At 74.2% G+C, this 24,051-nt stretch carries 18 protein-coding genes and 1 tRNA gene; 10 read left to right on the forward strand and 9 right to left on the reverse strand.

Going from position 1 to position 24,051, the window contains the following annotated elements:
• Positions 1-189: 189 nt before the first annotated feature.
• Positions 190-2,049: a dolichyl-phosphate-mannose--protein mannosyltransferase gene (locus D459_RS0106760; RefSeq protein ID WP_017592237.1), complete on the reverse strand. Its 1,860-nt coding sequence runs from the start codon at positions 2,047-2,049 to the stop codon at positions 190-192.
• Between the two features lie 95 nt (positions 2,050-2,144).
• Between D459_RS0106760 and rsmI the strand changes: the two genes are divergently transcribed.
• Positions 2,145-3,026, forward strand: coding sequence for a 16S rRNA (cytidine(1402)-2'-O)-methyltransferase (gene rsmI / locus D459_RS0106765; RefSeq protein WP_017592238.1), 882 nt, complete (start codon positions 2,145-2,147; stop codon positions 3,024-3,026).
• Positions 3,027-3,214: 188 nt separating this feature from the next.
• Here the strand turns inward: rsmI and secD are convergent, their stop codons facing one another.
• Positions 3,215-5,839: a protein translocase subunit SecD gene (secD, locus tag D459_RS0106770; RefSeq protein ID WP_026120121.1), complete on the reverse strand. Its 2,625-nt coding sequence runs from the start codon at positions 5,837-5,839 to the stop codon at positions 3,215-3,217.
• A 78-nt stretch (positions 5,840-5,917) separates the two neighbouring features.
• Positions 5,918-6,349, reverse strand: coding sequence for a hypothetical protein (locus tag D459_RS0106775; RefSeq protein WP_152522914.1), 432 nt, complete (start codon positions 6,347-6,349; stop codon positions 5,918-5,920).
• A gap of 247 nt (positions 6,350-6,596) precedes the next feature.
• Between D459_RS0106775 and metG the strand changes: the two genes are divergently transcribed.
• Positions 6,597-8,426: a methionine--tRNA ligase gene (metG, locus tag D459_RS0106780; protein WP_026120122.1), complete on the forward strand. Its 1,830-nt coding sequence runs from the start codon at positions 6,597-6,599 to the stop codon at positions 8,424-8,426.
• 121 nt (positions 8,427-8,547) lie between these two features.
• A complete protein-coding gene (locus D459_RS0106785; RefSeq protein WP_017592242.1) occupies positions 8,548-9,474 on the forward strand; it encodes a TatD family hydrolase in 927 nt (308 codons plus the stop codon).
• Between the two features lie 95 nt (positions 9,475-9,569).
• Here D459_RS0106785 and D459_RS0106790 read toward each other — a convergent pair whose 3' ends face one another.
• Entirely contained in the window at positions 9,570-10,670 is a 1,101-nt protein-coding gene (locus D459_RS0106790; RefSeq protein ID WP_017592243.1) for a CaiB/BaiF CoA transferase family protein, read from the reverse strand.
• Between the two features lie 158 nt (positions 10,671-10,828).
• Here D459_RS0106790 and rsmA point away from each other — a divergent pair, with 158 nt between their 5' ends.
• Positions 10,829-11,770, forward strand: a complete 942-nt coding sequence (gene rsmA, locus D459_RS30975) for a 16S rRNA (adenine(1518)-N(6)/adenine(1519)-N(6))-dimethyltransferase RsmA (protein WP_017592244.1) — start codon at positions 10,829-10,831, stop codon at positions 11,768-11,770.
• A gap of 128 nt (positions 11,771-11,898) precedes the next feature.
• Positions 11,899-12,090 (forward strand): hypothetical protein, encoded by a 192-nt coding sequence (locus D459_RS0106800; RefSeq protein ID WP_017592245.1) that lies wholly within the window; start codon positions 11,899-11,901, stop codon positions 12,088-12,090.
• A 441-nt stretch (positions 12,091-12,531) separates the two neighbouring features.
• Here the strand turns inward: D459_RS0106800 and D459_RS0106805 are convergent, their stop codons facing one another.
• The gene (locus D459_RS0106805; protein WP_026120123.1) at positions 12,532-14,466 is read right to left on the reverse strand and encodes a serine/threonine-protein kinase; all 1,935 of its coding nucleotides are present in this window, start codon (positions 14,464-14,466) and stop codon (positions 12,532-12,534) included.
• A gap of 258 nt (positions 14,467-14,724) precedes the next feature.
• On the opposite strand from D459_RS0106805, the gene D459_RS0106810 reads away from it, so the two are divergent.
• Complete coding sequence (locus tag D459_RS0106810; RefSeq protein ID WP_026120124.1) at positions 14,725-15,642, forward strand: 4-(cytidine 5'-diphospho)-2-C-methyl-D-erythritol kinase; 918 nt, start codon at positions 14,725-14,727, stop codon at positions 15,640-15,642.
• Positions 15,643-15,703: 61 nt separating this feature from the next.
• On the opposite strand, the gene soxR is transcribed toward D459_RS0106810, so the two are convergent.
• Positions 15,704-16,165 (reverse strand): redox-sensitive transcriptional activator SoxR, encoded by a 462-nt coding sequence (gene soxR / locus D459_RS0106815; protein ID WP_026120125.1) that lies wholly within the window; start codon positions 16,163-16,165, stop codon positions 15,704-15,706.
• A 75-nt stretch (positions 16,166-16,240) separates the two neighbouring features.
• Here soxR and D459_RS0106820 point away from each other — a divergent pair, with 75 nt between their 5' ends.
• The 3 genes from D459_RS0106820 (at position 16,241) to D459_RS0106830 (ending at position 19,873) form a co-directional block, all read left to right on the forward strand.
• Entirely contained in the window at positions 16,241-16,921 is a 681-nt protein-coding gene (locus tag D459_RS0106820) for a thiamine pyrophosphate-dependent enzyme (protein WP_017592248.1), read from the forward strand.
• Positions 16,922-17,052: 131 nt separating this feature from the next.
• Positions 17,053-17,952, forward strand: a complete 900-nt coding sequence (locus D459_RS0106825; RefSeq protein ID WP_026120126.1) for a transketolase family protein — start codon at positions 17,053-17,055, stop codon at positions 17,950-17,952.
• 139 nt (positions 17,953-18,091) lie between these two features.
• Positions 18,092-19,873 (forward strand): ABC-F family ATP-binding cassette domain-containing protein, encoded by a 1,782-nt coding sequence (locus tag D459_RS0106830; protein ID WP_017592250.1) that lies wholly within the window; start codon positions 18,092-18,094, stop codon positions 19,871-19,873.
• Between the two features lie 1,365 nt (positions 19,874-21,238).
• Here D459_RS0106830 and D459_RS0106835 read toward each other — a convergent pair.
• The 3 genes from D459_RS0106835 to D459_RS0106845 all read right to left on the reverse strand — a co-directional run bounded on the left by D459_RS0106835 (position 21,239) and on the right by D459_RS0106845 (position 23,564).
• Positions 21,239-21,727, reverse strand: coding sequence for a MarR family winged helix-turn-helix transcriptional regulator (locus D459_RS0106835; protein ID WP_017592251.1), 489 nt, complete (start codon positions 21,725-21,727; stop codon positions 21,239-21,241).
• A gap of 206 nt (positions 21,728-21,933) precedes the next feature.
• Entirely contained in the window at positions 21,934-22,593 is a 660-nt protein-coding gene (locus D459_RS0106840) for a TetR/AcrR family transcriptional regulator (protein ID WP_020380077.1), read from the reverse strand.
• A 14-nt stretch (positions 22,594-22,607) separates the two neighbouring features.
• Positions 22,608-23,564 carry an acyl-CoA desaturase gene (locus D459_RS0106845; protein WP_017592253.1) on the reverse strand — a complete coding sequence of 319 codons (957 nt, stop codon included), beginning with the start codon at positions 23,562-23,564 and terminating at the stop codon, positions 22,608-22,610.
• A gap of 278 nt (positions 23,565-23,842) precedes the next feature.
• Between D459_RS0106845 and D459_RS0106850 the strand changes: the two genes are divergently transcribed.
• Positions 23,843-23,915 (forward strand) — tRNA-Gln (locus D459_RS0106850).
• Positions 23,916-24,051: the final 136 nt, after the last annotated feature.

Genomic DNA, 24,051 nt, shown 5'->3' on the forward strand with positions numbered 1-24,051 from the left:
ACCAGCGCCCGCGTGAAGTTCCGCGAGGCGCCGAAGCATCCGTGAAACCACAACCGCAACCAGTGGTCGAGACTACCAGCAGACATCCGGGATGCCGAGACCTTTCCGGATGAAAATCCCGCTAAGGAAAAGTGGAATTTCACCCCCTCGCCGGGCGTTGTTTTCCGGCGGTCCGAAGGGCCCGCGGGGTCACGCCCCGCCGCCGCTGCCGAAGATCCAGGTATCGAACCACATGCGCTCCCGCCACGCCTGATAAGGCAGCTGCTCCGCGCTGAGCACCGGGTACATGTAGGCGAAGTTGATGATCACCAGCAGCATCACCACGCCGAACACGATCCCGCCGAAGATCCGCCGCCCCGGCATGTACTCCGGGCCGGCCTCGTCGTCGCCCATCGCCAGCCCCAGCGCCAGCACCACCGCCAACACCAGGAACGGCAGGAACGGCAGCGCGTAGAAGACGAACATGGTCCGGTCCGGGTAGGCGAACCAGGGCAGCCAGCCGGCGGCGACCGCCACCAGCACCGCGCCGGCCCGCCAGTCCCGGTAGACCAGCCACCAGCCGGCCATCACCACCAGCGCGATCACCGACAGCCACCACAGCGCCGGGGTGCCGATCGCCAGGATGGCCGAGGAGCACTTGGCGGCGCCGCACCCGGTCTGGTCGCCCTCGTAGAAGAACGCCACCGGCGTGCGCATCACGATCCACTCCCACGGCTTGGACGCGTAGTCGTGCGGCGCGTCCAGGGTGTTGTGGAACTGCATCATCTGCGCGTGGTAGTAGACCAGCCCGCGCACCGCGTCGATCGGCCCGGACAGCCAGTCCGGCAGCCGCTCCAGCGCGGGCGAGGGGTGCTCCGCGCCGTACTGCCGGGCGTAGCCGCCGGAGGTGGCGAACCAGCCGGCCCAGGAGGCCAGGTACACCCCGGCGGCGACCACCACGGTCTGCAGGAACGCCGGCACCGCGTCGAACAGCAGCCAGCACCGGAGCAGCAGGCTCCGGCGGAGCGCGAAGGCCAGCCCGACCCCGGAGAGCGCCAGCAGCACCGCGGCCGCCACCGCCGGCCCCGCCCCCAGCGCTGCCCGGACCAGCGCGGCGAGGGCCGCGCCGACCAGTGCGCACAGCACCAGCAGCGCTGCGGTGCGCACCCGCAGCAGCAGCTCCCGGCCGGCCGCCGCCCCGCCCTGGGGGGCGCGGCCGGTGAGGATCGACGACCAGCGGCCGCCGCCGTCGCCGCGCTGCCCGGCGCTGCGCCGCGCCCCGAAGTCCCACGCCACGGTGAGCAGCCCGAACGCGGCGATGAAGAAGAGCGCGTTCCACTTGGTGGCCACCGCCATGCCGAAGCAGAGCCCGGCGGCCAGCCGCCACCAGCGCATCCCCAGCCAGGCCGCGGCGGGGTCGGCCAGCAGCCGCTCGCGCATCCGGTCCCGGTCCACCAGCAGGCAGGCGAACCCGGCCAGCACCCAGAAGGTCAGGAAGATGTCCACCATGGCGATCCGGCTCATGGTGAAGTGCAGGCCGTCCAGGGCGAGCAGCAGGCCCGCCGCGCAGCCCAGCAGCCAGGAGCGGGTCAGCCGGACCGCCACCCGGACCAGCACCAGCACCGACAGCGCGCCGAACAGGGCGGCGGCGAACCGCCACCCCTCGGGCGTCATGGAGTCGCCGAACGGGGTCAGGCCCCACAGCCTGTCGCCGAGGGCGATGACCCACTTGCCCATCGGCGGGTGCACGATGAAGTCGGCTCCGCCGGTCCACAGGTCGTGGCCGCCGCGGGCGAGCAGCTCGTCGGCGTTCTCCACGGTCTCGTGCTCATAGCCGAACCGGAGCAGGGAATAGGCGTCCTTGGCGTAATAGGTCTCGTCGAAGTAGATCGAGGGGGGCTCGCCGAGGCGGACGAACCGGAGCACGCCCGCGAAGACCGCGAGCAGTACGGCGCCCGCCCATCCGGCCCATGCGGGGGTCGGCATCGGCGGGAGGTGCGGGCGCGCGGGCTCGGCGGAGGGGGGAGGGGCGGCGTGCTCCGCTCTGTAGGGCGGTGCGGTGGAGGTCATCGCTGCTCTTATAGTCGATCGGAGACGGGCGGCCGCGGGTGGGGGCCGGCGGCCGGAGTAGTGCCAACCGTAGCGTCTATCAACGGGAGCGGTGTGTGACGGAGGGGGCGAGTGAGGGGCGGCGCGGAACGCTGACCCTGGCCGGGATCCCGATCGGCAACGGGGACGACGCCCAGCCGCGGCTGCTGGCCGCGATCGAGGGGGCCCGGCTGATCGCGGCGGAGGACACCCGCAGGCTGCGGCAGTTCGCCGCGCGGATGGGCGTCCGCCCGGGCGGCGAGGAGGGCGCGCGCATCGTCTCCTACTACGACGCCAACGAGGCGCGGCGCGCCGCCGAGCTCCTCGCGGAGCTGGAGTCGGGGACCGACGTGCTGCTGGTGACCGACGCCGGGATGCCGGGCGTGTCCGACCCGGGGTACCGGCTGGTGGCGGCCTGCGCCGAGGCCGGGGTGCGGGTCACCGCGATCCCCGGGCCGTCCGCGGTGACCACCGCCCTGGTGCTCTCCGGGCTGCCCACGGACCGGTTCTGCTTCGAGGGCTTCCCGCCGCGCAAGGGCCGGGTCCGGCACTTCGCCGAGCTCGCCGCCGAGCGGCGCACCATGGTCTTCTTCGAGAGCCCGCACCGGCTGGCCGGCACCCTGGAGGCGATGGCCGAGGCGTTCGGCGCCGACCGCCCGGCGGCGGTCTGCCGCGAGCTCACCAAGACCTACGAGGAGGTCCGCCGGGGCCCGCTGGGCGAGCTGGCCGAGTGGGCCCGCGGCACGGTCAAGGGCGAGATCAGCGTGGTGGTCGGCGGGGCGCCCGCGGCGGCCCCCGCCCGGGCCCCGGAGGACCTGGCCGCGGCGGTCGCCGAGCGCGAGGCCGCCGGCGTCCCGCGGAAGCAGGCCATCCAGGAGGTCGCCAAGGAGGCCGGCGTGCCCAAGCGCGAGGTCTACGCCCTGGTGCACAACCCGCCCGCCGCAGACGGCGAGGACTGAGGCACCGGGGCCTCCCCCCTTCCCGATGATCTTGACGTTGCGGGGGTATCGGAGCGCTCCGATACCCCCGCAACGTCAAGATCATCGGAGGGCTCGGCGGCCTGCGGAAACGGGGGAGCCCCGGCCGGGCGTCCGGCCGGGGCTCCCCGGGGTGCAGGGCCCGCCCCGGGAAGGGCGGGCCGGGCGGGTCAGACGACCGCGCCGTCGCTCTGCTCCCGGGCCGTGCGCAGGTCCTTGCGCTGCTTGGCCTTCTTCTCCTTGACCACGTGCGGCGGCGGCGTCTTGTCGAACCGCTGCATCCACTCCGCCAGCGGCACCGCCACGAAGACGGTCGAGAACACCCCGACCACCAGGCCGACCAGCATCGCGATGGAGAAGTCGCGCAGCGTGGAACCGCCGAGCAGGGTCAGCGCCGCCAGGATGAACACGCCGCCGATCGTGGTGTTCACGGTACGCGGCACGGTGTTCAGCACCGCCAGGTTGGCGATCTTGCGGAAGGGCGAAGAGGCGTCCTTCGCCCATTCGTCCCTGACCCGGTCGAACACCACCACCGTGTCGTTGACCGCGAAGCCGATGACGCTCAGCAGGGCGGCCAGGAACACGCCGTCGATCGGCTTGCCCAGCCACACGAACAGGCCGATGACCGAGGTGAGCGTGACCGCCAGGGACAGCATCGCGGAGACGCCGAAGGACCAGCGGAACCGCCACGCCAGGTAGATCATCTGCAGCACCAGCGCGGCCACCAGCGCCAGCAGCGCCTTGTTGCGCAGCTCGTCGCCGAGGCTCGGGCCGATGTTCTCGTCGCTGATCCGCTCGGCGCCGCCGGCCGCCTCGCCCAGCGCGTCCTGCACCCGCTGCGCCTCGGTGTCGTCGATCGGGCCGGTGCGCACCGCGATGTCGCCGTCGCCGGACTCCTGCACCACCGCGCTGGGCTGGCCGCCCTCCTCGGCGACCGTCTGCCGGGCCTCGGTGACGCTGATCTGCTCCTGGGTGGCGAAGTCCATGACCCGGCCGCCGGTGAACTCGACGCCGAAGTTGGGCGGGCGCACCACGATGCCGATCACCGTGGCGACGACGACCAGCGCGGCCACGGACAGGCCGACCTTGCCGAACCGCATCAGGTCCGGGCTGCGGTCCACCAGCCACTGCCGGACCTTGCTGTACCGGGAGATGCCGCTCAGGCCCGGGTGCTTGCGCACCACTGCGCGGCGCACCGCCCACTCGCACAGCACCCGCGCGATGACCAGTGCGGAGACCATCGAGGCGATGGTGCCCAGGCCCAGCGTGACGCCGAAGCCCTGTACCGTGCCCGAGGCCAGGAAGAACAGCAGCGCGGCCGCGATGAGCGTGGTGATGTTGGTGTCCAGCACCGCGCTCCACGCCTTCTGCGTGCCGGCCACGAAGGCCTTCTGCAGGTTGGGCGGGATCGCCCGGCGGCGGCGCCGGGACAGCACCCCGGCCTCGGCCTGCTTGGCCTCCGCCTCGGTGGCGTCGGCCATGCCGGCCGACTTGTTGGCGTCGTAGACCTTCTGCTGCTGCCGGTACTCCTCCCTGGCGCGTTCGAAGATCAGTACGTTGGCGTCGATCGCCATGCCGATGGCCAGCACGAAGCCGGCCAGGCCGGGCAGGGTGAGGGTGGCCCCCAGCGCCACCAGTGCCGCGTAGGCGATCAGGGTGTAGCAGGCCAGCGCGATCGAGGCCAGGAAGCCGACCAGGCGGTAGGCGACGGTGATGTAGAGCGCGGTCAGCGCGATGCCGATGGCGCCCGCGATGAAGCTGGCCTTGATGGCGTCGGCGCCCAGGGTCGGGCCGACGGTCTGGCGCTGGATCTCGGTGACCGGCAGCGGCAGCGAGCCGCCCTCGATCAGCACCGCCAGCTCCTTGGCGCTCTCGTCGTCGAACGAGCCGGTGATGGTGGTCCGCCCGCCGGTCTGGCCGCCCGGGCAGCTGTCCGCCGACACCTCCGGCGAGGAGATGATCTGGTCGTCCAGGACGATCGCGATCCGCCGCTGCGGGGTGCCCATGTCGGCGTCGCAGGCCTTCTGGGTGACCTCGGTCCACTTGTCCCGGCCGTCACCGCGGAACTCGACGTTGACCTGCCAGTTCTGCCGGGTCGCCTGGTCCAGCACCGCCTCGGCGCTGGAGATCTGGTCGCCCTTGATCTCGGTCGGGCCGAGCTGCAGCATCTGCCCCTGCTCGTCCGGCAGGGTCGTCTTGATCTCGCCGGGGTCCGGGGCCGAGGTGTCCGGCGCCGGGGGAGTGGCCCCCTCGCCCTCGGCGGGCTGCTCGCCGCCCTCCTCGGAGCCCCCGCCGTCGCCGCCCTCGTCCTTGCCGTCGGAGGGGGCCCGGGCCTCGTCGGCCGGCGGGTTGGCGCTGTCGCCGCCCATGCCCGGGATGCCGCCCATGCCGGGCATGCCGCCCATTCCGCCCTGCGGCGCCTCGGCGCCCAGCACCCGGTGCACGGTGAGCTGGGCGGTCTGGCCGATGATCTCGGCGGCCTCGGTCGGGTCCTGGACGCCCGGGAGCTCGACGATGATCCGGTCCTCACCGGACCGGGACATGGTCGCCTCGGAGACGCCGAGCGAGTCGATGCGCTGGCGGAGCACCTCGATCACCTTGTCGGTGTTCTCGGCGTTCGCCTCGACGTTGCCGTCCTCGCTGTCCTGGGTCTGCAGGACGATCTGGGTGCCGCCGCTGAGGTCGAGCCCCAGCTTCGGCGGCAGGAACCACCCGGCGGCGAACGCGCCGAGCACGATGACGAGGGAGATGATGCCGCGCAGCCAGCGCGACCCCGCTCCCTGTTGAGTTGACAATGGACTACCTCTCACGGTGGCGGATCACGGAACGGCGTTCGGGCCGCCGGCGCCGGGCGGTGCTCGGCCGGGCACCCGTCAGGCGGCGGTGCGGCCCTGCGGGGCGCCGGGCGGCGCGCGCCCCAGCGGCAGCTCCGACGCCTCCGACTCGCCGTGCGGGTCCAGCCGCGCCGGCGGTGCGGCGGACCGCCACGATCCGCCGAGGTCGGGAAGGACCGGCCGGTCCGGCGCGTACCCGTCGGGCAGGTCCCGCGGCCCGCCCTTGGCCGCCGGCAGCGCGGCGGCGCCCTGGTCGGCCTGGACCAGCAGCCCGTGGCCGCGCGGGCCGACCAGGAAGCCGAACCAGGGGGGCCGCTCGTGCGCGGCCGCCCCCTCGGCGGCGTCCGCGGGCGGCCCGGCGGAGTGCGGCGCCCCCGCCCCGGCCGGTGCGCCGGGCGGCGGCGGTGCGCCGAGGACCAGCAGGAGCGCGGCCACGGCGGCGGCGAGCACACGGGAAACCGTGGGGACCACCGCCTTCGCCTCCTGGGATCGCCGTGCGCCGCGGTCCGCGGCGCGACCCGGGGCGCGCCCGCTCCCGCGGCGGCGGGGCGGTGCGGTGCGGCGGAGCCGCTCGGCCCGGACCTTCCCGCCACCCTACCGAGCCGGGGCGCCCGCCGACGAGGGGCGGACGGAGGGCTGCGGACGGCGGCGCGCCGGGCCGTCCACAGGGACCGGAAAACCGTGCGAAGCCGACCGCCGCCCCCTTTAGTCTTGTGGCATGTCGTCGAAACGCCACATCCTGACCGCGGTGGCCTGGCCCTACACCAACGGGCCGCGCCACATTGGGCACGTATCCGGGTTCGGGGTCCCCTCCGACGTCTTCGCGCGCTTCCAGCGAATGCGCGGCCACGACGTGCTCATGGTCAGCGGCACCGACGAGCACGGCACCCCGATCCAGGTCCTGGCCGACCAGGAGGGCGTCAGCGCCCGCGAGCTGGCCGACCGCTACAACAGGATCATCGTCGAGGATCTCGTCGCCCTCGGCCTCTCCTACGACCTGTTCACCCGCACCACCACCGGCAACCACTACCGGGTGGTGCAGGAGCTGTTCACCGGGCTCTACGAGAACGGCTACATCTTCGCGCACACCACCAAGGGCGCGGTCTCCCCGTCCACCGGCCGCACCCTGCCCGACCGCTACATCGAGGGCACCTGCCCGATCTGCGGGTACAGCGGGGCCCGCGGCGACCAGTGCGACAACTGCGGCAACCAGCTCGACCCGATCGACCTGATCGGCCCGCGCTCCCGGATCAACGGCGAGACCCCCGAGTTCGTCGACACCGAGCACTTCATGCTCGACCTGCCGGCCTTCGCCGGGGTGCTCGGCGACTGGCTCCGCTCCAAGTCCGGCGAGTGGCGGCCCAACGTCCTGAAGTTCTCCCTGAACCTCCTGGACGACCTGCAGCCCCGCGCGATCAGCCGGGACCTGGACTGGGGCGTGCCGATCCCGCTGGAGGGCTGGAGCGACCAGGCCAACAAGCGGCTCTACGTCTGGTTCGACGCGGTCATCGGCTACCTGTCCGCCGCCATCGAGTGGGCCGAGCGCACCGGCGACCCCGAGGCCTGGCGCCGCTACTGGCAGGCCGAGGACGCCGAGGCCTACTACTTCATGGGCAAGGACAACATCGTCTTCCACTCCGAGATCTGGCCGGCGATGCTGCTCGGCTACAACGGGGAGGGCGAGCGCGGCGGCGACGCCGGGTCCCTGGGCCGGATGAACCTGCCCACCGAGGTGGTCTCCAGCGAGTTCCTCACCATGGAGGGGCGCAAGTTCTCCTCCTCGCGCCGGGTGGTCATCTACGTCCGCGACTTCCTGGAGCGCTACTCGGCCGACGCGCTGCGCTACTACATCATCGCGGCCGGCCCGGAGACCCAGGACACCGACTTCACCTGGTCGGAGTTCGTCCGCCGGAACAACGACGAGCTCGTCGCGGCCTGGGGCAACCTGGTCAACCGGTCCATCTCGATGGCGGCCAAGAACATCGGCGCCGTCCCCGAGGCCGGCGAGCTCACCGACGAGGACCGGCGGGTGCTGGAGCACTCCGCGGCCGCCTTCGACGCGGTCGCCGAGCACCTCGACTCGTCCCGGTTCAAGGCCGCGCTGCAGGAGGCGATGCGCACCGTCGCCGAGGCCAACAAGTACATCTCCGACCAGGCCCCGTGGGCGCTGAAGAAGACCGACCCGGCCCGGATGGAGACCGTGCTGCACGTCGCGCTGCAGCTGGTCAGCGACGCCAAGACGCTGCTCACCCCGTTCCTGCCGGAGTCCTCCAACAAGGTCTACGAGATGCTCGGCGGGGCCGGCCAGTGGGCCGCGATGCCGCGCATCGAGGAGGGCCGCGACTCCATCGGCGGCGAGGACGGCGTCTCCACCTACCCGGTCATCACCGGCGACTACGCCTCGGACGAGGCCGCCTGGCGGTCGGTGCCGATCGTCCCGGGCACCCCGCTCTCCCGCCCGGTGCCGCTCTTCGCCAAGCTCGACCAGAGCGTGGTCGACGAGGAGCTGGCCCGGCTGGAGGGCGAAGCGGGGGGCGAAGCGGGCTGACCCCGGCGCCGCCCCCGGGGCGGCGCGGGAATAGCACCGGCGGCGGGCCGTTGTCATTCAACGGCCCGCCGCACTCATGGCGCGGCCGAGACGGGCGGCGAGACACGAAGGGGAACACGACATGGGCAAGCGCAGTGGCGAAGCGGTGCGGAACAGGAACGCCGAGACGCCGCCGCCCGCGCCCGAGCCGCTGCGCGTCGCGGTGGCCGACAGCCACACCCACATGGACATGCAGGGGCCGGACCCGGCCGAGGTCATCGCGGCCGCCGAGGCGGTCGGCGTCACCCCGCTGATCCAGGTCGGCGTCGACCTGCCGTCCTCGCGCTGGGCCGCGGAGACCGCCGCCGAGCACCCCTCGGTCTACGCCGCGGTCGCGCTGCACCCCAACGAGGCGCCGCGGATCGTGCACGGGGACGGCGCCCCCGGGGTGGAGGTGGACGACACCGACTGGGCGGGCAAGCTCCGCCCGGCCGGCGGCACCGCCGCGCTGGACGAGGCGATCGCCGAGATCGACCGGCTCGCCGCGCTGCCGCGGGTCCGCGCGGTCGGCGAGACCGGCCTGGACTACTTCCGCACCGGCGCCGAGGGCGTGGCGGCCCAGCAGGACTCGTTCCGCCGGCACATCGCGGTGGCCAAGCGGCACGGCAAGGCGCTGATGATCCACGACCGCGAGGCCCACGACGACGTGCTGCGCATCCTGGACGAGGAGGGCGCCCCGGAGACCGTGGTCTTCCACTGCTTCTCCGGCGACACCGCGATGGCGAAGATCTGCGCCGAGCACGGCTACTACATGAGCTTCGCCGGCAACGTGACCTTCGCCAGCGCCCAGGGGCTGCGCGACGCGGCGGCCGCCGCCCCCGCCGAGCTCCTCCTGGTGGAGACGGACGCCCCGTTCCTCACCCCCAAGCCCTACCGGGGCCGCCCCAACGGCCCCTACCTGATCCCGCACACCCTGCGCGCCCTCGCCGAGGCCCGCGGCGCCGACGAGGACGAGCTGGCCGCCCGGATCGCGGAGAACGGCCGCCGCGCCTTCCGCCTGGACGGGTAGCGCCCCGGCCCCGCCCCACCCCGCGATGGTCTCGGCGCTGCGGCCCTGCCGGAGCGCTCCGGCAGAACCGCAGCGCCGAGACCGACGGGGAGGGGTCAGGCCTCCTCGACGCCCCACTCCTTGAGGGCCTCGGCCAGCGAGGGCGCGGTGTGCTCCGGGTCGCGGGTGGCGGTGCCCGGGGTGCGGCCGAACCGCGGCGCCGGGCCGGGGAAGACCGAGCCGCCGCTGCGCCGGACCGTGCCGCGGGCGGCGATGTGCGGGTGGTCGGCGGCCTCGGCCATGGACAGCACCGGCTGCACGCACGCGTCGGTCTCCCCGAAGACCTCCGCCCACTCGTCCCGGGTCCGGCCGGCCAGCACCTCGGCGAACCGGGCGCGCAGCTCCGGCCAGCGCTCCTTGTCCCACTGCTCCGGCAGGTCGGCGCCGGACAGCCCGAGGCCCTCCAGGAACCGGGCGTAGAACTGCGGCTCGATGCAGGCCACCGAGACGTGCCGGCCGTCGGCGCAGGTGTAGACGTCGTACCAGGGGGCGCCGGTGTCCAGGAAGTTGTCCCCGCGCTCGTCGGTCCAGCCGCCGCGCTCCCGCTGCTCGTAGATCATCGACATGAGGAACGCGCTGCCGTCCACCATCGCGGCGTCGACGACCTGGCCGAGGCCGGAGGACTGCCGCTCCACCAGGGCGCTGAGGATGCCGGTCACCACCAGCATGGTGCCGCCGCCGAAGTCGCCGACCAGGTTGAGCGGCGGCACCGGGGCCTCGCCGCGGCGGCCGATGCTGTGCAGGGCGCCGTTGAGCGAGATGTAGTTCATGTCGTGCCCTGCGACCCGGGCCAGCGGCCCGTCCTGCCCCCACCCGGTCATCCGGGCGTAGACCAGCCGCGGGTTGAGCTCGGCGCACTCCTCGGGGCCGAGGCCGCGCCGCTCCATCACCCCGGGCCGGAACCCCTCCAGCAGCACGTCGGCGGCGGCGATGAGCCGCTTGGCGGTCTCCACCCCGGCCCCGCTCTTGAGGTCGGCCCCGATGACCGGCCGCCCCCGGTCCAGGTGGCCGGGGACCCCGGCGGCCGCCGCGTCGGCCGCCTGCGGGCGGTCCACCCGGATCACGCTCGCCCCCAGGTCGGCCAGGAGCATCGCGGCCAGCGGCCCCGGCCCGATCCCGGCGAACTCGACGACCCGTACACCCTTGAGCGGCCCCATCGGCGACCTCCAGCACTCGACTCGAATCCCGTTCGGTTTCCCATTGTGCCGCCGCCCCGGCCCATCGGCACGCCCGACCGGGCGGAGACGCCGGCGGAACGGCCCGGTGCGGGCTCCGCGTGGCGCCGGAGACCGGGGCGGCCTGGCAAAATATCGGGGTGACCGACTCTGGCAGCACCCCTGTTCCCGCTTCCGGCCCCGGCTCCGGGGAGGCCGGCGGCGCGCGCCTGCTCACCCCCGCCGACGTGCGCAGGCTCGCCGACCGGCTGGGCGTCCGGCCGACGAAGACGCTCGGCCAGAACTTCGTCATCGACGGCGGGACGGTGCGGCGGATCGTCCGGGTCTCCGGGGTCGGCGCCGACGACACCGTGCTGGAGGTCGGTCCGGGGCTGGGGTCGCTGACCCTGGCGCTGCTGCCGCACGTCGCCGGGGTCACCGCGGTCGAGGTCGACCCGGTGCTCGCCGAGGCGCTCCCCGGGACCGTGGCCGAGCACGCCCCGGACCTGGCCGGCCGGCTGCGGGTGGTCACCGCCGACGCGATGCGCGTCACCGAGATCCCGGGCCCGCCGCCCACCGCGCTCGTCGCCAACCTCCCCTACAACGTGGCGGTCCCGGTGGTGCTGCACCTGCTGGAGCTGCTGCCGTCGCTGCGCACCGCCCTGGTCATGGTCCAGGCCGAGGTGGCCGACCGGCTGGCCGCGACGCCCGGCGGCAGGATCTACGGGGTCCCCTCGGCCAAGGCGGCCTGGTACGCCGAGGTGCGCCGGGCCGGGGCGGTCGGGCGGAACGTGTTCTGGCCGGCGCCCAACGTCGACTCCGGCCTGGTCGAGCTGAAGCGCCGGGAGGAGCCGGTCTCCGGCGCCGACCGGAAGCAGGTGTTCGCGGTGATCGACGCCGCGTTCGCGCAGCGCCGCAAGACGCTGCGCACCGCCCTGGCCCGCTGGGCCGGCTCCCCGGCCGCGGCCGAGGCGGCCCTGCGCGCCGCCGGCGTCGACCCGTCCGCCCGCGGCGAGGCCCTGGGCATCGCCGAGTTCGCCCGGATCGCCGAACACGCCCCGCAGGACCGGGGCACCGCCGGAAGCGGCCCCGCCGAGGGGTGAGCCGCCCCGGGCGTTCCCGGCCGGGCCGGGGATGTCGGGGCGCGCGCCGGGGCGGGTGACATCCGTCATCGGGCCCCGGTGACAGCGGTCTCTACTCCGGGGCCCCGCCCCCGACCAGGATGGGGGACATGACAGAACAGAGCACCTCCCCCGCCACCACCCCCGACTGGACCCAGGGCATGGCCTGCGGGCTTGCCGTCGGAATGGGGATCGCCGCCGCCCTGGGCGACCTCATGCTCGGCGTCGCCCTCACGCTCTGCTTCGGCACCGCGTTCGCCTACGCCTTCCCGGCGAAGAAGAAGGCCGCCACCGAGGCGTGACCCCGGAGGCGGCGGCCCCGGCCCCGGTCGTCCCCCTGATGCGCGGTCCCGCGCGCGGCCCCGCGTGGTCGGCGCCCGTACCGGCGCCGCCCGCCCCGCTCGATGCTCGCGGCTCCCGCAGGGCGTCGAGGAGAGCGGACGGCAGGCCCCGGGAGGCCCGCCGACCCGGCTCGGCGGCCGCGGGGCGCCCGGCCGCAGAGCGGCCCGCCCGCTCCGCGGACGGCGGGCGCCGCCGTGAGCGGGCGGGGCGTGGGGCGCCGCCCTGCGGGCCGACCGAGCGGACTCCCGCACCCCGGGCGGCCTCTGCGTTCCGGTCCGGAAGGGGGCGGCTCGGGCGGTACCGGGCGGGCCGCCCGGGAGAGGGCGCGTGCGGCATGGGAGAGGGGCCGCGACCGGATCCGGTCGCGGCCCCTCTCCCATGCGCGTCTTCCGGGCGCGGGGTCAGCGCGCCTCGGGCACCTCGGCGACCGGGATGTCCACCGGGGCGCTCTCCTCGTCGCTGCGCAGCCGGAGCATGCCGGAGCGGGCCCGGGCCTCGTTCTCGGCGATGAAGATCAGCTCGCCGTCGGCGCGGTCCCCGCTCTCCAGCGGCCGCCACAGCGGGTCGTCCTCCTCCTCGGAGAGCGGCTTCTGCGCGCGCTCCGGCTCCTCGCCGGGAACGGACAGGGTCTGCAGGTCCGGGTCGATCCGCAGGGTGGCCTCCCCGGTGTTCTGCACGGTGACGACGAACACGCAGTACGAGGCCCCGGTGATCCGGGACCGGCCGGCCACCCGGTCGGTGCAGTAGAACTCGTGCGCGGTGAACACCGCGCGCCCGTCGGAGGCGGCGTTCGGCGCCTCGGCCGACGGCCCGCCGTCCCCGCCGGCCTGCGGCGCCTCGTCCTGGGCCGGGGGCTCCTGCTGGGCGCCGTCCTGGTCCTGCCCGGTCTGCTGCAGGAACGGTAGCGGCAGGCGGCCGCCGCCCAGCTGCGTCAGCACCACGACCAGCACGGCCACCAGCACCACCGCCACCGCGGCGGTGAGCGCCACCCACTTCAGCCGGCGCCTGGTCGGCTGCAGCGGCCGGTGCGGCGGCGGGGGGACCGGCGGGACGTAGGGCTGGGCCTGCGGCTCCGGTGCCGGCGGGACCTGCGGGATCGGACCGGTCTGCTGCGGCCCCGGGACCACCGGGTGCGCGAACTGGCCGGTCTGCGAGGCCGGGTGCGGCGACTGCTGCGCCATGCCGCTGCGCATCGGCACCGGCTGGCTCGCGGGCGGCGGCCCGGCCGGGGGCATCGGCCCCTGGCCCCCCTGGGGGCCTTGCGGCCCCTGGGGGCCTTGCGGGCCCTGGGGGCCCTGCGGTCCGGGGAACGGCGCCGGGCCCCCCGGCGGCGGTCCGGGCGGGGGAGCGGGCTGGTGCGGCATGCCGCTGCCGGTCACGTTCGGGTTGGGCCCCGGCGGCGGCATCCCCGGGGGCATCGGCGGCATCGGGGGCAGGTTCGGCCGCCACGACTGGTTCAGCGCGTGGCTCACCATGTCGTTGGGGTTGTCCGCCTCGGTCTTCTCGCCCCCGGCCAGCTCCAGCAGCAGGTCCTGCGCCTTGGGCCGGCGCTCCGGCTCCTTGGCGAGGGCGCGCGCCACCAGCCGGTCCAGCGGACTGTCCAGGTCGCCGATCTGCGGCTCGGCGAAGAGCACCCGCTTGCCCAGCGTCATCGCGTCGCCGTTGCCGAACGGGTGCGTGCCGCTGCCCGCGAACGCCACCAGGCAGCCCCAGGCGAAGATGTCGGCCGCGGTGGTGACCTTCTCCTCCAGCAGCTGCTCCGGCGCCATCCACCCCGGGCTGCCCATCACGATCCCGGTCTGGGTGTGGTTGGTCGAGGTGTTCATCGCCCGGGCGATGCCGAAGTCGATCACCCGCGGGCCGGACAGCGACAGCAGCACGTTGGCCGGCTTCAGGTCGCGGTGGACCAGCCCGGTGCGGTGGATCGCGGCGAGCGCCGCGGCCACGCCGAGCGCGAAGCCGTGCAGGGTGCTGGAGTCCAGCGGCCCGTGCTCGGAGATGTGCTCGGCCAGCGCGGTCCCCGCGATGTACTCGGTGACCATGTACGGCCGGTTCTCGAACGTGCCGTGGTCCAGCACCTTGGCGGTGCAGAAGGAGGCCACCCGGCGGGCGTTCTCCATCTCGTCGTGGAACCGGGCCCGGGTGGCCTCGTCGAAGGCCAGCTCCGGGCGGATCACCTTGATCGCTACATGGGCACCCTTCTCAGGGGCGCGGCCGAGGTAGACCGTCCCCATTCCTCCGCTGCCCAGGCGACCGGCCAGCACATAGGGACCGATGGTCGCCGGGTCTCCGGCGGCCAGCGGTTCCAGGTTCTTCGGGAGCCCATCCGACGGCAAGCGATCCTCCCCGACGGTGTCCAAACTCCGTCTGGCCCCCAAGGTAGCGGGGAATGCGTCCGGATACCCACCCGCGCAGGCCAGGCGGCCCGCGGTGGAGCGCCTATCGCGGCGCGCGCGGGGCGGGGGGCGTGATCGGGGAACCACCGCCGCGGCACCGGGCGCGCATGCGGCACCGGGCGCGTCTCAACGGCGCAGGAGCTCACTGAGGTGGGGTTCCTTTACGATCTAGGACTCGTGACCGCTACTCATACCGCTGTGACCGTACGGGTACCCGCGAAGGTGAACCTCCAGCTAGCGGTGGGGCCGGCGCGCGAAGATGGATACCACGATCTGGTGAACGTCTTCCACGCTGTCTCACTGTTCGATGAGGTTACCGTTCGGGAGGCCCGGCCCAGTGCGGGCGGGGGGGCTACCCGCGTCTCGGTCCACGGCGACATCGGATCCCATCTCGACCGGGTGCCGCTCGGTGAGGACAATCTGGCCGCCAGGGCAGCCCGGCTGGTCGCCCGCGAGGCGGGCCGCCCGGACGCCCCGGTCGACATCCGCATCGGCAAGTCCATCCCGGTCGCCGGCGGCATGGCCGGCGGCAGCGCCGACGCGGCGGCCGCCCTGGTCGGCTGCGACGCGCTGTGGGGGACCGCCCTGGGCCTGCCCCGGCTGCTGGAGCTCGCCGCCGACCTCGGCAGCGACGTGCCGTTCGCGCTGCTCGGCGGCACCGCGGTCGGCACCGGCCGGGGCGAGGTGCTCACCCCGCTGGCCTCTCCCGGCCGGTTCCACTGGGTGTTCGCGCTCTCCGGCGAGGGCCTGTCCACTCCGGCGGTCTTCGCCGAGTACGACCGGCTCCGGCCGGACGCGCCGGAGCCGCAGGGGGATCCGGCGCTCACCGCCGCCCTGGCCGCGGGGGACGCCCGCGCGCTGGCCGCGGCGCTCGGCAACGACCTGCAGGCCGCGGCGCTCTCGCTCCGGCCGGACCTGTCCCGGGTGCTGGACGCCGGGCTGGCCGCGGGCGCGCTCGCCGGCCTCGTCTCCGGATCCGGGCCGACCTGCGCCTTCCTCGCCGGCTCGGCGGAGGAGGCGGCCGCGGTCGCCCGGGCCCTGGACGCGTCCGGGGCCTGCGAGCGCACCGTGACCGCGCACGGCGACGTCCCCGGCGCCCGCCCCGTCCGGAGCTGACCGGGGACGGCCCGCCCTCCTCCCCGAAGGCATCGGCGCCGATGCCTTCGGGGAGGGGCGGTCAGATGCCGCCCTCGCGGGCCGGCTTCAGGCCGGGGGCGCCGGGCCCCTTGGCGGCCAGCTCGTCGTCGACGTTGTTCAGGTGGCAGTCCTTGAGCGACAGGCAGCCGCAGCCGATGCACGAGGTCAGCCGGTCGCGGAGCCGCTGCAGGGCGTCGATGCGGGTGTCCAGCTCGGTGCGCCACTGCTCGGAGAGCCGGGCCCAGTCCGAGACGGTCGGGGTGCGGTTGTCCGGCAGTGTCTCCAGCGCCTGGTGGATCTGGCCCAGGGAGAGCCCGACCCGCTGCGCGGTGGAGACGAACGCCAGCCTGCGCAGCGTGTTGCGGTGGTAGCGGCGCTGGTTCCCCGCGGTCCGCTCGGAGAAGATCAGCCCCCGGTCCTCGTAGAAGCGGAGCGTGGTGCGGGCGACGCCGCTGCGCTCGGAGAGCTGGCCGATGGTGAGGCGCACAGGCAGGTGAGGCATATCACATCCAGTCCTCGGGGGTTCTCGGGGCCGGCGAATTGACTTCAAGTTAAGTCTAGGTTCGAGACTGTGGCCATGGCCACCGCAGCATTCAGCCGCTACGCCGATCTCCCGGCACTGATCGGCCTCATGACCGGCGACGAGAAGCACCGTGCCGCATCCGAATCCACCCTCGACGTGCTCTGGGTCCTCTACGACCGCATCCTGCGCGTCACCCCGGCCACCGCCGACGACCCCGACCGGGACCGGTTCCTGCTCTCCAAGGGCCACGGCCCCATGGCCTACTACGCGATCCTCGCCGCCAAGGGCTTCATCGGCGTCCACGAGCTGCGCGACTGGGCCTCGCACGGCTCCCGCCTGGGCCAGCACCCCGACGGGGTCCTGGTGCCCGGCGTGGAGATCGGCAGCGGCTCCCTCGGCCACGGCCTCGGCCTGGCCGTCGGCACCGCGCTGGGGCTGCGCGCCCAGGGCCGCACCGGCCCCCGCACCGTCGTGCTCACCGGCGACGCCGAACTCGACGAGGGCAGCAACCACGAGGCCATCGCGGCCGCCGCCCGGCTCGGCCTGGGCTCGATCACCGCCGTGGTCGTCGACAACCGGTCCGCCACGCACGGCTGGCCCGGCGGCATCGCCACCCGCTTCCAGACCGAGGGGTGGACCGCCGACACCGTCTCCGGCCGCGACCACCGCGCCCTGGAGGCCGCCCTGTCCGTGCGCGACCCGGCCGTCCCGCACGCGGTCGTCGCCCGGGTCTGACCCCCGCCGCCCCGCACCCGCACCGAGCCCGCTCCGCACGCCGGGCCGGAACCGAAGGAGGAGCCGCCATGTCCATCGCACCCGCCGCCCGCCGCACCGCCGAGGAGCGGCCCGCCGTCACCCGGCAGCCCATGCGCGAGGCGTTCCTGGAGACCGTCGCCGACGCACTGGACACCGACCCCCGCCTCATGGTGGTCCTCGCCGACATCTCCTCCGACCGGCTGGACGCCGCCGGGGCCCGCCACCCCGCCCGGGTGGTCAACGTCGGCATCCGCGAGCAGCTGCAGATCGGCGTCGCCGGCGGCCTGGCCCTGACCGGCATGCGGCCGGTGGTGCACACCTTCTCCTCGTTCCTCGTCGAGCGCCCGTTCGAGCAGCTCAAGCTCGACCTCGGGCACCAGAACGCCGGCGCCGTGCTGGGCGGCATCGGCGCCTCCTACGACTACGCGGCCGCCGGGCGCACCCACATGGCCCCCGGCGACGTGGCGCTGCTGGACACCCTCCCCGGCTGGACCGTGCACGTGCCCGGGCACGCCGACGAGGCCGCCGCGCTCACCCGGGCCGCCCTCCCCGGCGACGACCGGGTCTACCTCCGGCTCGCCATGTACGGCAACGCCGCCGCCCGCCCGACCGGCCCGCACCTGGTCCCGATCCGCACCGGCTCCGCGCGCTCGGCGGGCGTGGTGGTCGCCGTCGGCCCCATGCTCGACCGGGTCCTCGCCGCCACCGAGGGGCTCGACGTCACCGTCGCCTACACCACCACCCCGCGCCCGTTCGACCGGGCCGGGCTGCACCGCCTCGCGGCCGCCGCGGGCCACCCCGACGTCCTTATGGTCGAGCCCTACCTGGCCGGCACCTCCGCGCACGAGGCCGCCGCCGCCCTGGAGGACCGCCGGCACCGCCAGCGCTCCCTCGGCGTCCCCCGCGGCGCCGAACTCCGCCGCTACGGCACGCCCGCCGACCACGACCGCGCCCACGGCCTGGACACCGAGGGCATCGCCAAGGCCGCCCGCGACTTCTTCCTGGTCTGATCCGCCGCACCGAAGCCGCAGGCCACCGCGTGAGCGGGGGTTCCGGCAGGCCGGTGCGGCCCCGGTCGGCGCGCAGCGGCCCGGCGGCCGGGGGCGGACGGCCGCTCCGGTCCCCGCCAGGCCCCACAATGGGTAGACGATGAACCTCGTCAATCTTCAGGATGTCTCTCTGGCCTACGGCCCCCTCGTCCTCCTCGACGGCGTCTCGCTCGGCGTCGAGGAAGGGGACCGGATCGGTGTGGTCGGCCGCAACGGCGGCGGGAAGTCGACCCTGCTGGCGGTGCTCGCCCAGCACACCGAGCCGGACTCCGGGCGGGTCGTGCACAACCGCGGCCTGCGGGTCGGTTTCCTCCACCAGCGCGACCGGTTCCCCGACGCCACCGTCGGCGAGTTCGTCCTGGGCGACCTGGCCGAGCACGAATGGGCCGGCAACGCCCGGGCCCGCGACGTGCTCAGCGGCCTGCTCGGCGGCTGGAAGCTCGACGGGCCGATGGCCGCCCTCTCCGGCGGGGAGCGGCGCCGGGCCGCGCTCGCCCGGCTGCTCATCGCCGACCACGACCTCATCGTCCTCGACGAGCCCACCAACCACCTCGACATCGAGGGCATCGCCTGGCTCGCCGCCCACCTCAACGGCCGCCGCGAGGCGCTGGTCGTGGTCACCCACGACCGGTGGTTCCTGGACGCCGCCACCACCCGCACCTGGGAGGTGGTCGACGGCCGCGTCGAGCGGTACGAGGGCGGGTACGCCGCCTACGTGCTCGCCAAGGCCGAGCGGGACCGGCTCGCCGCCGCCGCGGAGGACCGCCGGCAGAACCTGATGCGCAAGGAGCTGGCCTGGCTCCGCCGCGGCCCGCAGGCGCGCAGCTCCAAGCCGAAGTTCCGGGTCGACGCCGCCAACGCCCTGATCGCCGACGTCCCGCCGCTGCGCAACACGGTGGAACTGGTCGGCTTCGCCAGCTCCCGGCTGGGCAAGACCGTCATCGACCTGGAGGACGTCGAGGTCAAGGCGGGCGAACGCACCCTGCTGGAGCGGCTCACCTGGCAGCTCGGCCCCGGCGACCGGATCGGCCTGGTCGGGGTGAACGGCGCCGGCAAGACCAGCCTGCTGCGGCTGCTCGCGGGCGAGAGCGAGCCCGCCGCCGGCCGGGTCCGGTGCGGCAAGACCGTCAACCTCGCCCACCTCTCGCAGAACCTCACCGAGCTGGACCCGGCGACCCGCCCGCTGGAGGCGGTCTCCGAGATCCGCCAGTACGTCACCATCGGCAAGCGCGAGTACACCGCCGGGCAGATGCTGGAGCGGTTCGGGTTCCGCGGGGACCGGCAGTGGACCCCCCTCGGCGACCTGTCCGGCGGCGAGCGCCGCCGCCTCCAGCTGCTCCGGCTGCTCATGGACGAGCCCAACGTGCTGCTGCTCGACGAGCCCACCAACGACCTGGACATCGAGACCCTCACCGAGCTGGAGGACCTGCTCGACGGCTGGCCCGGGTCGCTGGTGCTGGTCAGCCACGACCGGTACTTCCTGGAGCGGATCACCGACCGGGTGCTGGCGCTGATGGGCGACGGCACCCTGGCGTTCCTGCCCGGCGGGGTCGACGAGTACCTCGACCGCCGGGTCCGCGCCGAGGGCGGCGTGCCCACCGCCGGAGCCCTCCCGGACGCCGGCGGGCCCGCGGAGGAGGCGCCCGAGGCGCCCGCGGTCTCCGCCGCCGAGCGCCGCGCCGCCCAGAAGGAGCTGCAGCGCATCGAGCGGCGCATCGACCGCATCTCCACCCGGGAGGAGGAGCTGCACGCCCGGATGGCCGAGGCCGCCGAGGACTACACCCGCCTCGCCGAACTCGACGCCGAGCTCAAGACCCTCCAGTCGGAGAAGGACGACCTGGAGGAGCGCTGGCTGACCGAGGCGGAGAAGGCCGGCGGCTGACCCCCCGGGGGCGGCAGGCCGGTCCCCCGCACCCCTCCCGCCTCCCGGCCCTGCCGGGCCCGGGGAGCGCCCCCGGCCGCCCCGGAGGGCCGGCCGGTCGGTCGGGCGCGGCGCCTCACGTGGCGGGGGTTCAGGCTGGCGGCGACGGCGCGGGTAGGGCCGGGGCGGAGGCGGTTGCCCGGGTGTCGGGCCCCACGTGGCGGGGGTTCAGGCTGGCGGCGACGGCGGCGGTGGGGACCGGCCGGTCGGTCGGGCGCGGCGCCTCGCGGAGCGAAGGTCAAGACGGGCGGCGACGGCGGCGGTAGGGGCGGGGTGCAGGCGTCGCCCGGGTGCGGCGCCTCACGTGGCGGGGGTTCAAGCGGGCAGCGAGGGGCGGGAGTGGGCGGGGCGCCGGTGAAGGGAGGCGAGCCGCTCGCCTGCGCCCACCAAGGAGCCTTATCCCTATATGCCTGGTTTGCGGCGGGGAACGGGCGGGGGCGAGGGCGCCCTGCGCACCTCCGCAGCACCCCGATTACATCTACCAGCGAGTAGTAAGCCCTGAGGCTCCCGCCGCCCCCTCGCCGATTACCTAGAGTGGCCAAACAAGGCCTCTCGGAAGAACAAAAGCGACATTCCACCCCCCGCCTTTGCCCTCCCCGGGTTTCGGCCCCTGCATCCCGGCCTTGCGGGCGGCTCGAACCCCCGATCGCCGGCCCGGTCGGGGTGATTCGGGCCTCTCGGGGGTCGATCCGGGCCGGGATGCGCGCTCAGGAATCACCGGGGTGCTCTCGCGGTGCGCAGGGCGCCCCGCCTCGCTGTCACCCTGCGTATTCGTCCAGGTCGGAGAAGTGCTGCGGTTTCAAGGGGAGTCGGCCCCGGCGCCCGGGCGACGTGGGAACGGCGCCCCGCCGCTCCGGCCGCCCCGCCCCGCTCTGCCGCACCTGACCGACCGGCCGGTCCCCACCGCCGCCTTTGCCGCCTGCTTGAACCCTCACCCCGTGGGGCGCCGTGCCGGACCGACCGGCCGGTGTCCCTGCCTGCCGTCGCTGCCCGTTTGAGCCCCGGCCCTGTGGGGTGCCGCGCTCGGGCGACCGCCTTCGCCCCGCCCCTACCTCTGCCGTCGCCGCCGTCTTGACCTTCGCTCCGTGGGGCGCCGCGCCCGACCGACCGACCGGCCGGTGCCCCTCCCCGCCGTCGCCGTCCGGCTGGATCCCGACCGCCGGCGAGTCGCTCAGGGACAGGTAGTAGCGCTTCTCTGCGCTCGGGGAGCCGCCGGAGCCTGCTCCGCGGCGCAGCCGGCGCCGCTTCCCCGATGATCTTGACGTTGCGGGGGTGTCGGAGCGCTCCGACACCCCCGCAACGTCAAGATCATCGCCTTGAGGTGGTCTAGCCGTCGAGGGGGGAGAGCACCGAGCGCAGCAGCGCCGCCAGCCGCCGCCGGTCCTTGGCCGGGATCGGCTTCAGCAGTGTCTCCTCGTAGCCCAGTAGGTCCTCCAGGGCGGCGTCCACCCGGGTCCGGCCCTCGTCGGTGAGGCGCACCAGCACGCCGCGCTTGTCGGCGGGGTCGGGGCGGCGCCGGACCAGGCCGGCCGCGGCCAGCCGGTCGATGCGGTTGGTCATCGTCCCCGAGGTGACGAGGGTGGCGCGGAGCAGCCGGCCCGGGCTGAGCTCGTAGGGCGCGCCGGAGCGGCGCAGCTCCGCCAGCACGTCGAACTCCCAGGGCTCCAGGTCGTGCTCGGTGAACACGGTCCGCCGGGCGCGGTCCAGGTGGCGGGAGAGCCGGGAGACCCGGCTGAGCACCTGCAGCGGCTCCACGTCGAGGTCCGGGCGCTCGGCGCGCCATGCCTCGACCAGACCGTCAACCTCATCGTGCATGAGGACACCCTATCTCTTGATATCAAGATAGTGTCTTCGGTGTCCGGCCTTTGGTCTTCGGTGCCTGGTCTTCGGTGTCCGGCCTTTGGTCTTCGGTGCCTGGTCTTCGGTGTCCGGCCTTTGGTCTTCGGTGCCCGGTCTTCGGTGTCCGGCCTTTGGTCTTCGGTGCCTGGTGTTGCATGAGCCTGCCGCGCGGCGCCTCCCGGCTACTCCGACCTGCGCTTGCGGGAGACCGACTCCAGCCGGGGCCGGGCGTCCAGGTCGGACAGCCCGTTCCAGGCCAGGTTCACCAGGTGCGCCGCCACCACCTCGCGCTTGGGCTTGCGCACCTCCAGCCACCACTGGCCGGTCAGGGCCACCATGCCCACCAGCGACTGGGCGTACATCGGGGCCAGCTTCGGGTCGTACCCGCGCCGCTTGAACTCCTCGGCCAGGATGTGCTCCACCTGGGTGGCGATGTCGCTGATCAGGCTCGCGAAGCTGCCGGTGCCGGAGGCGGCGTGCGAGTCGCGGGCCAGGATGCGGAAGCCCTGGCTGCTCTCCTCGATGTACTGCAGCAGGGCCAGCGCCGCGTTCTCGATCTTGCCCCGGGCGTGGTCGGCGGTCAGCGACTCGCCGACCATGCCCAGCAGCTTCTGCATCTCGCGGTCCACGACGACGGCGTAGATGCCCTCCTTGCCGCCGAAGTGCTCGTAGACCACGGGCTTGGAGACGCCGGCCCGCGCCGCGATCTCCTCGATCGAGGTCCCATCGAAGCCGCGCTCGGCGAACAGCTCGCGACCGATGCCGAGGAGCTGCTCCCGCCGTTCCTTGCCGGTCATCCGCTTGCGGCGGGGCCGGGGCTTCTTCTCTCCCACGGCTTCCATGATGGTTCCCGACTCTAGACGCTCACGCGCTTCGCCGCGAGGCGCTCGGCGTTGGGCCAGCGGACCTTGGTGGCCCAGCCGAGCTTCTCGAACAGCCAGATGGTGCGGGCGGAGATGTCGACCTGGCCCTTGAGCACGCCGTGCCGGGCGCAGGTGGGGTCGGCGTGGTGCAGGTTGTGCCAGGACTCGCCGAAGCAGGGGATGGCCAGCCACCACACGTTCCGGGACCGGTCCCGGACCTCGAAGTTCTCCTCGCCGATGGTGTGGCAGATCGAGTTCACCGACCAGGTCACGTGGTGCAGCAGCGCGACCCGGACCAGACCGCCCCAGAAGAACGCGGTGAACGCGCCCCACCAGGACATCGTCACCAGGCCGCCGATCGCGGCCGGGGCCAGCAGCGAGAACAGCACCAGCGGGATGAACATCCGGTCGACCCGGACCACGTCCTTGTCCTTGAGCAGGTCCGGGGTGAACCGCTTCGGCGAGGTCTTCTCCTCGCTGAGGAACATCCAGGCCATGTGCGCGTAGAACAGGCCCTTGGCGACCGAGCGCCAGTCGTCGCCGAAGCGCCACGGCGAGTGCGGGTCGCCCTCGTGGTCGGCGTACTTGTGGTGCCGGCGGTGGTCGGCCACCCACTTGATCACGCTGCCCTCGATGGCCAGGCTGCCCGCGACCGCGAGGGCGATGCGCAGCGGCCGGTTGGCCTTGAACGAGCCGTGCGTGAAGTGGCGGTGGAAGCCGACGGTGATGCCGAGTCCGCCGATCACGTAGAAGACCGCGCCGATGATGATGTCGGTCCAGGTCAGCCCCCACCCCCAGGCGAAGGGCACCGCGGCCACCAGGGCCAGCAGCGGGACCAGGACGAAGAAGAAGACGGTGATCCGCTGCGCCTTGCTGGCGCCTTCCGGATCGAGCTCGGGCTCGGGGGCGCGCTTCGCGGCCGCGGGCGAGCCTTCGGTCACTGCGGTCATGAGTCCATCCAGCTGTCTCGATGTCACGGCCGTGCGACCCGGAGGGGTGTGCACGCGCGGAAACCGCTCCCGCCACCCGTACCGCCCGGCTTACCTACGAAACCGTAACCTACGAAACCGTAGGTTTGGCAAGTGGGTCCTTCGGGGAACGAGGGCGGACGGGTGCGCGGCGCGGGCAAACGCATGTGCGATCCGCGGGGGCGACCGGCTAGGGTTGGCCTTGCGGGACCGGTTCACCGCCCGGGTCGAGGCCCGGGTCGGCGGTGGTTTCCCGTCTTTCCCGGGTGGTGTAATTGGCAGCACGGGGTCCTTTGGAGACTTCAGGTTCGGGTTCGAGTCCTGACCCGGGAGCATCTCTCTGTCGGCCTGCGCGGACGTCCGCCGCCGGCGAATCTCACACCAGGGGCGTGAGCCCCCGCCCCTCCGGCCTCCCGCGCCCGCGGCGCTCCCGCGCAACCCCCGGCCGTGCCGCGCGAGTCCGCGCCGA

The organism is Nocardiopsis potens DSM 45234 (assembly GCF_000341105.1).
GTDB lineage: Bacteria > Actinomycetota > Actinomycetes > Streptosporangiales > Streptosporangiaceae > Nocardiopsis_A > Nocardiopsis_A potens.

Coding starts and splice junctions, on each gene's coding strand:
- soxR (WP_026120125.1), bottom strand. CDS start 16,165: ATGCCTCACCTGCCTGTGCGCCTCACCATCGGCCAGCTCTCCGAGCGC.
- D459_RS0106830 (WP_017592250.1), top strand. CDS start 18,092: ATGAACCTCGTCAATCTTCAGGATGTCTCTCTGGCCTACGGCCCCCTC.
- D459_RS0106835 (WP_017592251.1), bottom strand. CDS start 21,727: ATGCACGATGAGGTTGACGGTCTGGTCGAGGCATGGCGCGCCGAGCGC.
- D459_RS0106760 (WP_017592237.1), bottom strand. CDS start 2,049: ATGACCTCCACCGCACCGCCCTACAGAGCGGAGCACGCCGCCCCTCCC.
- D459_RS0106820 (WP_017592248.1), top strand. CDS start 16,241: ATGGCCACCGCAGCATTCAGCCGCTACGCCGATCTCCCGGCACTGATC.
- D459_RS0106785 (WP_017592242.1), top strand. CDS start 8,548: ATGGGCAAGCGCAGTGGCGAAGCGGTGCGGAACAGGAACGCCGAGACG.
- D459_RS0106825 (WP_026120126.1), top strand. CDS start 17,053: ATGCGCGAGGCGTTCCTGGAGACCGTCGCCGACGCACTGGACACCGAC.
- D459_RS0106790 (WP_017592243.1), bottom strand. CDS start 10,670: ATGGGGCCGCTCAAGGGTGTACGGGTCGTCGAGTTCGCCGGGATCGGG.
- D459_RS0106845 (WP_017592253.1), bottom strand. CDS start 23,564: ATGACCGCAGTGACCGAAGGCTCGCCCGCGGCCGCGAAGCGCGCCCCC.
- D459_RS0106800 (WP_017592245.1), top strand. CDS start 11,899: ATGACAGAACAGAGCACCTCCCCCGCCACCACCCCCGACTGGACCCAG.
- metG (WP_026120122.1), top strand. CDS start 6,597: ATGTCGTCGAAACGCCACATCCTGACCGCGGTGGCCTGGCCCTACACC.
- D459_RS0106840 (WP_020380077.1), bottom strand. CDS start 22,593: ATGGAAGCCGTGGGAGAGAAGAAGCCCCGGCCCCGCCGCAAGCGGATG.